Raw genomic sequence first — 6912 nt, forward strand, 5'->3', positions numbered from 1 at the left:
CACCGGCACCGGCACCGGCACCGGCACCGGCAACGACGCGGCGACGGCCACCGCTGCGAGCGAGAAGCAGTCCCGCGGGGTCGTGCTCATCGACACCACCCTCGTCGACGGCGAGGCCGCCGGCACAGGACTGGTCATCGACGCGACCGGCCTCGTGCTGACCAACTACCACGTGGTCGAGGGCTCCACCTCGGTCAGCGTGACGGTCGCGACCGACGGCACGACCTACGACGCCGAGGTCGTCGGCTTCGACCAGGGGGCCGACGTCGCGCTGCTGCAGCTCACCGACGCGGCGGGCCTGGACGTGGTCGACCTCGACGACGACGGCGACCCCGCGGTCGCCGATGCCGTCACGGCGGTGGGCAACGCGGACGGCCAGGGCTCGCTCTCGGCGTCGGCCGGGACCGTGGTCGCGCTGGAGGAGTCGATCAGCACCGCCGACACGGCGGTCGCCGCGGGCGAGGACCTCACCGGGCTGATCGAGACGGACGCCGCCGTGGTCGGCGGCTACTCCGGCGGCGCGCTGCTCGACGACGAGGGCGAGGTCGTCGGCATCACCACGGCCGCATCGCAGGCCGGGCCCACCGAGAGCTACGCGGTGCCGATCGACGACGCGCTCGCCGTCGCCGAGCAGATCGAGTCCGGCGTCGAGACCGCCACGGTGCAGATCGGCCCGACGGCGTACCTCGGCCTCGGAGTCGTCGAGTCGACCGACAGCATCGGCGTCGCCCAGGTCGAGGACGGTACGCCGGCGGCGGAGGCGGGCCTGGCCGCCGGCGACACCCTCGTCGCGGTCGCCGGCACCCGGGTCACCTCGCTCGACACGCTGCGCGCGGTGCTCGCGACCTACGAGCCCGGCGACCGGGTCGTGCTGCGCTGGACCGACGCCGGTGGGCGCAACCACCGGGCCGCGGTGACCCTCGCTGCTTCACCGGTGGCGTGAGGACCGGCGAAGTCGCCGGTCCGGCGTGCGGATGGCGGCGCGACTCCGCAGCCCGGACGTGACGTTCCTCCCGTTTCGGTCGAATTCCGCCAAAGCCCCGGACAACCCGCCCGTCCGCTCCTTAACTGGTTCGCATGGTGGGGACCGTGGGGGGACCCTCGGATGCGCACTCCGCAGACCGAGTGATCCGAGATGAGAACTGGGTGGAGCAGCTCGTCGCCGAGACGATGCGACGAGTGCCGGCGACGGTCACGCGGGAGGAGCTGACGTCGGCCGCGCTGGTCGCGGTGACGCAGGCGCACCGCGACCACGACCCGGCCACCGACGGCGAGTTCGCGGCGTACGCCACGACCCGGGTGCGCGCCGCCCTGGTCGAGACCCTCCGGGGGATCGACTGGTCCACCCGCGCCCGCGCTGTGCGCGCGGCCAGCTCGCCGGCCCGTCTCACCCAGGTGCGGCAGGCCGTCGCGATGCTGTCGGGCGACCGGCGGGCCGTGATCGAGGGCTACTTCCTCCAGCAGCGCCCGCTGCCGGAGCTGGCCGACGACCTCGAGCTCGACGAGTCCGAGGTGGGCCGGCTGCGCTCCGAGGCGCTGCACGCGCTGCGTCGCACCCTCGGCCACGCGCTCGCCGCCGACCCGCAGCCCTCGTCCGCCTCGAGGTGCAGGTTGCCACAACTCCGGCACCGGTCCAGACCGCCTATTAAATCAGGCCAGATCCGTGACAAATCGGTCGTTGTCCTTTTGACTATCCGTCATGGGGGAGATCGTGGGGGGACCGGCGCCGAGCATCGCCGAGGACCAGACAGCCGCACACCTGTCGCTGGTGGAGCACGTGGTCACCGAGACGCTGCAGCGCGTGCCGAGCTCGGTCACGCGCGAGGAGCTCACCGCCGCCGGGCTGGCCGCCCTCGCCACGGCCAGCTGGGAGTACCTGCCCGCCGCGGACGGCGACTTCCATCGGTACGCCGCAGCGCGGGTGCGCGCCGCCCTGGTCGACCTCCTGCGATCCATCGACTGGGAGGTGCGTGGGCGCACGGCGCCGCCGACGCCCGATCACGGCCGGCGTGAGCTGGTCCGCGCCGCGGTCGCCGCGCTACCCGCCGAGCGCCGTGCGGTGGTCGAGGGCTACTTCCTCGACCAGCGGTCCCTGCCGGAGCTGGCCGACGACCTCGACCTCGACGTGAGCGAGGTCGCGCGCCTGCGCACCGCGGCACTGCGCGCGCTGCGCCGTACCGTCGGGCCGGCGCTCGCCGTCGAGGCTCAGCCTCGACTCCCCCATGCTCAGTCCGGCAGCTCGGGCACGGGCTCCCCGCGCACCCTGAACCTGCGGTAGCTGTAGACGATCAGCCCGATCGCGATCAGGCCGGACGCGACCTGGGTGACGCCGGTCGCGGGGCCGCCCGGCAGCCACCAGCGCTCGCTCAGCGGCCACCACCCGGGCGCGTCCGGGCTCCAGATCCACACGACGCCGCAGGCGATGAGGCCGACCGCGACCACGGAGGAGAACGTGATGCGCTTCCAGTTCTCCACGCTCTCCGCGGCACCCCGCAGCGCGCGGACCTTCACCGGCTCGAGACGCCGCTCCGCCCACTCGTACTCCTGGGAGAGGATCACCAGACCGGCGAAGATCATCAGCAGCCCGGGTCCAGGCAGCACCAGCGCGGCGATGCCGGCGACCACCAGCACCCAGCCGAGGATCTCCAGCGCGACCCGGCGCACGACCGCCTTCATGGCCTGAACTCTGACACGTCCGCCCAACAGCCACCCGAGCGGCTACCGTCTCGCCCATGAACCGCCTCGCGGACTCCCTGCGTCGTCGCGTCGATCGCGGCTTCAACCGTGGTGTGCACGCGGCCTGGCAGTGGCTCGACCGCGCCGGCGAGATCGTCCCGGGCACCCGCGCGGCGGCGGCGTTCGGCAGCTTCGGTGCCGGCAGCTGCATCGACTTCCCGCCCGCGACACTGCTCAACTGTCGCTCGATCCACCTCGGCTCGGGGGTGCTGGTGGGCCGCCAGGCCACGCTGTCGGTCGGGTACGGCGCGGACGACCCGCACCTGCCCAACCGGGCCCTGGTCGTCGGCGACCGCTCGATCCTCGGCGCCCGGGTGAGCATCACCGCCCACTCCTCGATCACCATCGGCGAAGCGGTGTTCTTCGGGCAGAGCGTGTTCGTCACCGACGCCAGTCACGGCTACCAGGACCCCACGCGGCCGATCGGCCAGCAGTTCGGGGCCCACCAGCCCGTCTCGATCGGCGACGGCTCGTGGATCGGCCACGGGGCGGTGATCCTCCCCGGCACCCGCATCGGCCGCAACGTGGTGGTCGCCGCCGGCGCGGTCGTGCGCGGCGAGGTCGAGGACTTCGCGGTGGTGGCCGGCAACCCGGCGCGCGTCGTACGCCGCCTCGAGCCCGACGTCGGGTGGGTCGACTCCCGCGGCGGCGTGCGCCCGGTGCTCGAGGGGATGTTCGGGTCGGACTGAGAGGCCGGTCGCCGGTCGCCGCGTCGGCCGGTCAGGCCACCAGGCTGAGCTCGTCGCGGGACACCGCAGGGTCGTCGAGGTCGACCCGCACGGCGACGGGCACCAGGCGGGCGTGCACGTGCGCCGGGATCGAGATCCGCAGGAGGATCGCCAGCGAGCCGATCGTGGCGACCGCGGCGTAGATCAGGTTGGCGTCGATGTCGGCCAGGACCCCGTACGCGCCGGCGAGCAGCGCGTCGACGATCATCATCGCCCACGCCGACGCGGCGATCGCGGACACGTCGTGGCTGCGCCACGCAGTCAGGGCCGCCGGCGTGACGAGCAGCGCGACCGAGCACCCGAGCACGACGGTCGCCGGGGCCGGGCCGACCCAGAACGTCGAGAGGCCGGCGAGGCTCAGCGTGGCCAGCCAGACCAGCGGCAGCCACATCCGCTCGCGCGAGCCGCCACGCAGCCACGCCAGCACGGCCGCCCCCGCCGTCGCGGGCACCGCGACGGCGGCCGGGAGGGCGACCCAGATCTCGCGCTCGTGCACACCGAACACCGTCCAGGCCACGCCGCTGATCGTGGAGTTCGTGAGGGCGGCGATGCTCACGCCGGCGGCGTTGCCCATCTGGCGCAGCTTGCTGAACTGCGGGACCGAGTAGCCGACGGCGAGCAGGGTGCCGGCGAGACCGACGAGGGTGGCGAGGGAGAGGTTCACTTCAGCGGCTTTCAGCGCGGGCGCGCGAACGTACGTCGCGACCGCGGCACCTCCCGGTGCGGCGATCGCGACGTGGTGTGGATCTATGGTGGTGCGACAGGAAGATTACCCGTCTCAACCCGGTTCGACGAACGAATATTGCGTGAATGGACGCTGACTCGGGGTGATCTTCGGCACACCTGAGACCCAAGTGGGTTCAGAGGTCGGTGACCCGGATCCCCGCGTGCGCCTTGTAGCGTCGGTTGACGCTGATCAGGTTCGCGGTGAGCGCCTCCACCTGGTGGGCGTTGCGCAACCGGCCGCCGTACACCCCGCGCACCCCGGGGATCGTGCCGCACAGGTCCTGGACCAGGTCGGTGGCCTCGCGCACGTCGCCGAGCACGAGGACGTCGGTGTCGACGGAGGCGACCTCGGGATCCTCGAGCTTGACGGCGCTGACGTTGTGGAACGCGCCGACGACGGTGCTGTCGGGGAGCAGCGCCTGCGCCTGCTGGGCGGCCGACCCCTCCTCGACCTGGAGCGCGTAGGCGCCCTGCTTGTCGAAGCCCAGCGGGTTGACGCAGTCGACCACGACCTTGCCGGCCAACTGGGCGGCGAGCCCGGCGACCAGCTCGCCGTGGCCCTCCCAGGGGACGGCGATCACCACGAGGTCCGCGGTGGTCGCGGCGCCCGCGTTGTCCGCGCCGGTGACCCGGCCGCCCGTCGCCTCGGCCAGGTCCGCGGCGGTCGCGGTCGCCCGGTCGGCACTGCGGCTGCCGATCACGACCGGGAGGCCGGCCGCGGCGAAGCGGCGGGCCAGGCCACGGCCCTGCGGGCCGGTGCCGCCGAGGACGGCGACGGTCAAGCCGGCGAGAGACTCGGGGAGATTGCTCATGGCGAGCACTCTGTCAGCACCATGCGCTTCGCCGGGAGGTGCTCAGGGAGTGGGACCCCCCACACCGTGCAGCACGAGGTCGGCGAGGCGTCGGTAGGCCTCGGCGTCCGCGAGGCCGGTGGCACCGCCGATCTCGCCGCGTTGGATCGCCGACATCACCTGCGCGACCGCGGCACCGACGAAGGCCGCGTCGACGTCGCGCAGGGCGCCGGCGCGCGCCCCCGCGGTGAGCAGGTCCTGCACGCGCCGCGCCGCGAGGCGGGTGTTGTCCTGGTAGATCTCGGCCGCCGGGGCGTAGGCCTGCAGGTCGGCGTAGAACCGCTCCGACGCGGGCGCCAGCTCCGCGGCGACCGCCGTCAGGTAGACCGCCAGCCGGGCACCGGGGTCGGGCTCGGCGGCCACCCGGTCCTCGATCCGCGTGGTGGCGCGCCGGAAGAAGCCGCGGATGGCCGCCAGGACGACCTGCTCCTTGGTCTCGGCGACCCGGTAGATGGTGGTGCGCGAGCACCGCAGCCGCGCGGCCAGGTCGCCGATGCCGAACTCGAGGAACCCCTCGGCGAGGAACAGCTCGATCAGCTCGTCGAGGAGCCGATGGCGAGGTGGGGGCACGCGGTGACGCTATCAGTACCAGACGGCGTACTCTGGTACTCATGCCCGCTTCCCGCCTGCTGCCCACCGACGAGGCCGCCGACCTGATCGCCCTGGTCCGCCGGATCGCCGCCGACGAGCTCGCGCCGCGCTCGGCCGAGGCCGAGGCGACCGAGACCTTCCCGCGCGAGGTGTTCCGGATGCTCGGGCGCACCGGCCTGCTCGGGCTCCCCTACCCCGAGGAGCTCGGTGGCGGCGGGCAGCCCTACGAGGTCTACCTCCAGGTCCTGGAGGAGATCGGCGCCGTGTGGGCCAGCGTCGGCGTCGGCATCTCGGTGCACGCGCTGAGCTGCTTCGGGCTCGCCACGGTCGGCACCGACGAGCAGCGCGAGCGGTGGCTGCCGGAGATGCTCGGCGGCGAGCTGCTCGGCGCCTACTGCCTCTCCGAGCCGCACGCCGGCTCCGACCCCGCCGCCATGCGCACCCGGGCGCGGCTCGACGGCGACGAGTACGTCATCAACGGGGCCAAGGCCTGGACCACCCACGGCGGGTACGCCGACTTCTACAAGGTGATGGCCCGCACCGGTGACGGCCGCGGGGACATCTCGTGCTTCCTGGTGCCCGCGGACGCGCCCGGGCTCTCGGCGGACCCGCCGGAGCACAAGATGGGCCTCACCGGCTCGGCGACCGCCACGATGCGGTTCGACGACGTCCGGATCCCGGTCGAGCGGCGCCTCGGCGCCGAGGGCGACGGCCTCAAGATCGCGCTCGCCGGTCTCGACGCCGGCCGGCTCGGGATCGCCGCGGTCGCGACCGGCCTCGCCCAGGGGGCGCTCGACCGCGCGGTCGCCTACGCCCAGGAGCGGGAGACGTTCGGCCAGCGGATCATCGACCACCAGGGCCTGGCGTTCGTGCTCGCCGACATGGAGGCCGCGATCGAGTCCGCCCGGGCGACCACCCAGCACGCCGCCCGGCTCAAGGACGCCGGCCTGCCATACGGCCAGGAGGCCTCCGTCGCGAAGCTGGTCGCCACCGACAACGCGATGCGGGTGACCACCGACGCGGTCCAGGTGCTCGGCGGCTACGGCTACACCCGTGACTTCCCCGTCGAGCGCTACATGCGCGAGGCGAAGGTGATGCAGATCTTCGAGGGCACCAACCAGATCCAGCGGATGGTGATCTCCCGCGCGCTCGACCGCGGCGGCGCCGGCACGCTCACCGTCGCTCCCTGACCCGGGCCGGCCACCGCCCACCGCCCGCCGCCCCGCCGGGTCTGCCCACCACCCCCCGCGGCCGAGCGCCGCCCCGCCGGGTCTGCGGTT

The 6912-nt window shown here is 73.7% G+C and carries 8 protein-coding genes; 4 read left to right on the forward strand and 4 right to left on the reverse strand.

All coding sequences use genetic code 11. From position 1 onward, the window contains the following. Positions 1–943, forward strand: a 943-nt coding sequence (locus VGD85_RS15880) for a S1C family serine protease (protein ID WP_331064408.1), incomplete at its 5' end; no start/stop codon positions are given. A 756-nt stretch (positions 944–1699) separates the two neighbouring features. Continuing rightward, the gene (locus VGD85_RS15885; RefSeq protein ID WP_331064409.1) at positions 1700–2278 is read left to right on the forward strand and encodes a sigma factor-like helix-turn-helix DNA-binding protein; all 579 of its coding nucleotides are present in this window, start codon (positions 1700–1702) and stop codon (positions 2276–2278) included. On the opposite strand, the gene VGD85_RS15890 is transcribed toward VGD85_RS15885, so the two are convergent. After that, positions 2227–2676, reverse strand: coding sequence for a PGPGW domain-containing protein (locus VGD85_RS15890; protein WP_331064410.1), 450 nt, complete (start codon positions 2674–2676; stop codon positions 2227–2229). The two genes, VGD85_RS15885 and VGD85_RS15890, sit on opposite strands and share 52 nt — an antisense overlap. 56 nt (positions 2677–2732) lie before the next feature. Between VGD85_RS15890 and VGD85_RS15895 the strand changes: the two genes are divergently transcribed. Continuing rightward, positions 2733–3425 carry an acyltransferase gene (locus tag VGD85_RS15895; RefSeq protein WP_331064411.1) on the forward strand — a complete coding sequence of 231 codons (693 nt, stop codon included), beginning with the start codon at positions 2733–2735 and terminating at the stop codon, positions 3423–3425. A gap of 31 nt (positions 3426–3456) precedes the next feature. On the opposite strand, the gene VGD85_RS15900 is transcribed toward VGD85_RS15895, so the two are convergent. The 3 genes from VGD85_RS15900 to VGD85_RS15910 all read right to left on the reverse strand — a co-directional run bounded on the left by VGD85_RS15900 (position 3457) and on the right by VGD85_RS15910 (position 5611). Next, positions 3457–4128 carry a hypothetical protein gene (locus tag VGD85_RS15900; protein WP_331064412.1) on the reverse strand — a complete coding sequence of 224 codons (672 nt, stop codon included), beginning with the start codon at positions 4126–4128 and terminating at the stop codon, positions 3457–3459. Positions 4129–4324: 196 nt separating this feature from the next. Next, complete coding sequence (gene npdG / locus VGD85_RS15905) at positions 4325–5002, reverse strand: NADPH-dependent F420 reductase (protein ID WP_331064413.1); 678 nt, start codon at positions 5000–5002, stop codon at positions 4325–4327. A 42-nt stretch (positions 5003–5044) separates the two neighbouring features. Beyond that, positions 5045–5611: a TetR/AcrR family transcriptional regulator gene (locus VGD85_RS15910; RefSeq protein WP_331064414.1), complete on the reverse strand. Its 567-nt coding sequence runs from the start codon at positions 5609–5611 to the stop codon at positions 5045–5047. Positions 5612–5652: 41 nt separating this feature from the next. Here VGD85_RS15910 and VGD85_RS15915 point away from each other — a divergent pair, with 41 nt between their 5' ends. Beyond that, entirely contained in the window at positions 5653–6822 is a 1170-nt protein-coding gene (locus VGD85_RS15915) for an acyl-CoA dehydrogenase family protein (RefSeq protein WP_331064415.1), read from the forward strand. The last annotated feature ends 90 nt before the right edge of the window (positions 6823–6912 follow it).

Origin of the sequence: Nocardioides sp., from assembly GCF_036401255.1 — a bacterium.
In the GTDB taxonomy this organism is placed as follows: domain Bacteria; phylum Actinomycetota; class Actinomycetes; order Propionibacteriales; family Nocardioidaceae; genus Nocardioides.